Source organism: Enterobacter sp. C6, assembly GCF_008122455.1.
In the GTDB taxonomy this organism is placed as follows: Bacteria; Pseudomonadota; Gammaproteobacteria; order Enterobacterales; family Enterobacteriaceae; genus Enterobacter; species Enterobacter pseudoroggenkampii.
Window position 1 is genome coordinate 1 of record NZ_QPFW01000047.1, and the last position, 1,719, is coordinate 1,719.

General features: G+C 65.4%; 2 protein-coding genes. Both read right to left on the minus strand.

Annotated features, from left to right (window positions below; all coding sequences use genetic code 11):
- Positions 1-1,087, minus strand: a 1,087-nt coding sequence (locus tag DOU50_RS00325; protein WP_148768470.1) for an efflux RND transporter permease subunit, incomplete at its 3' end; no start/stop codon positions are given.
- A gap of 9 nt (positions 1,088-1,096) precedes the next feature.
- Positions 1,097-1,719 (minus strand): efflux RND transporter periplasmic adaptor subunit (locus DOU50_RS00330; protein WP_148768471.1); only part of this gene is annotated, 623 nt, incomplete at its 5' end.

Consider the following 1,719-nt stretch of genomic DNA (forward strand, 5'->3'; position numbering starts at 1 on the left):
AGCTTTGCAGAAACAGGGAAACGACCACCACAACCGCCAGCATGGTGAGCGCCAGCGAGACGCCGATCTCTTTAATGGTGGCGGCGACAAAGGAGGTGGTGTCGAATTTCACCTCGTAGACCAGGTCGTCCGGGAAGCGCGTCGAGAGTCGCTCCAGCTCCGCGCGCACCGCGTCGGCCACGCGCAGGGCGTTGGCGGACGGCGTCGGGTAGATACCGAGGTAGGCGGAATCGTGCCCGTTCAGCTGCGCGCCGGAGCTGTAGCTGCGCGAGCCGAGCTCGATGGTGGCGACGTCCTTCAGGCGCACCAGCTGGCCCATCTCCCCCGCGCGGATGATGATGTCGGCAAACTCGTCGGCCTGGCTTAAGCGCCCCAGCCCGTTGATGGTCAGGGTCTGCTGCTGGCCGTTAAACACCGGCGGCGTGCCCACCTGACCCGCCGCGCCCTGCACGTTCTGCTCGCGCAGCGCCTGCGCCACGTCGTCGGTGGTGACGTTCAGAGCGCTCATACGGTCCGGGCGCAGCCAGATGCGCATGCTGTAGTCGCGCGCGCCAAACATCTGCACCTGCCCCACGCCGGGCAGACGCGACAGCGCCTCGCGCACCTGGGTGCTGGCGTAGTTGCTGACGAACAGCGGCGTGTGGGTGTTATTCGGTGAGTAAAGACTTACCCCCATCATCAGGTTGGTGGCCCGCTTGCGCACCTGCACGCCGTTTTGCTGCGCCTCGGTGGGCAGCTGCGCCACGGCCTGCGCCACGCGGTTCTGCACGTCGATGGCGGCGAGGTCCGGATCGGTGCCCGCCGCAAAGGTGATGTTCAGGCTGTACGTGCCTTCGTCCGAACTGGTGGACTCCATGTAGAGCATATGATCCACGCCGTTCAGCTGCGTCTCCAGCGGCGTGGCGATGGCCTCCGCCACGTCAGCGGAGCTGGCACCCGGCCAACTGGCAGAGACGTTCACCACCGGCGGCGTGATCTGCGGATACTGCTCCACCGGGATAATCTTCAGCGCAATGGCCCCCAGCAGGGTGATGACCAGCGCAATCACCATCGCGAAGCGCGGGCGTTTGATGAAAAACGTCAGCATGATGGCTCCTTAATTCAGTATCTGGACGGCAGCGCCGGGCTGCACGCGATGCGCGCCGTCAGTAATCGCTCGCTCACCGGGCTTCACGCCGGATGAAATCTGGAACTGCTGGCCAATCTGTCCGGCGACCTTCAGCGGGCGCATTTCGGCGTTGCCGTCGGCGTTAACCACCCAGGCAAAGAACCCGTCGCCGTTCTGCTGGACCGCGGCGGCAGACAGGGTCAGCACCGGCTGCTCGCTTGCCGGTCGCAGGGTCACGTTTACGTTGCCGCCGGGCAGGAGCTGATGGCGCGGATTGGCAAACTCGGCGCGCAGCATCACGCTGGCGGTGCGCGGGTCGATGCGATTGTCCACCGACGTCAGCTCGCCGCTGACGCGCTGGCCGTTGCTGTCAATTAACGCCTGCCAGGCCTGCTTCATGGCGCTGATATCCGCATGCTGTCCGGCTTTGGTCGCAAACGCCCCCTCTTCCAGCGCAAAGGCGATGCGGATCGGATCGAGCTGGACCACCTCCACCAAAACGCCGCTCGCCGGGTTGACCAGGCTACCCACGTGGAAGCTGCTGTGCCCCACGCGACCGTCAATCGGCGAGGCGATGCGGGTGTAGTTCAGGGTGACGCTGCGGGTGTCGA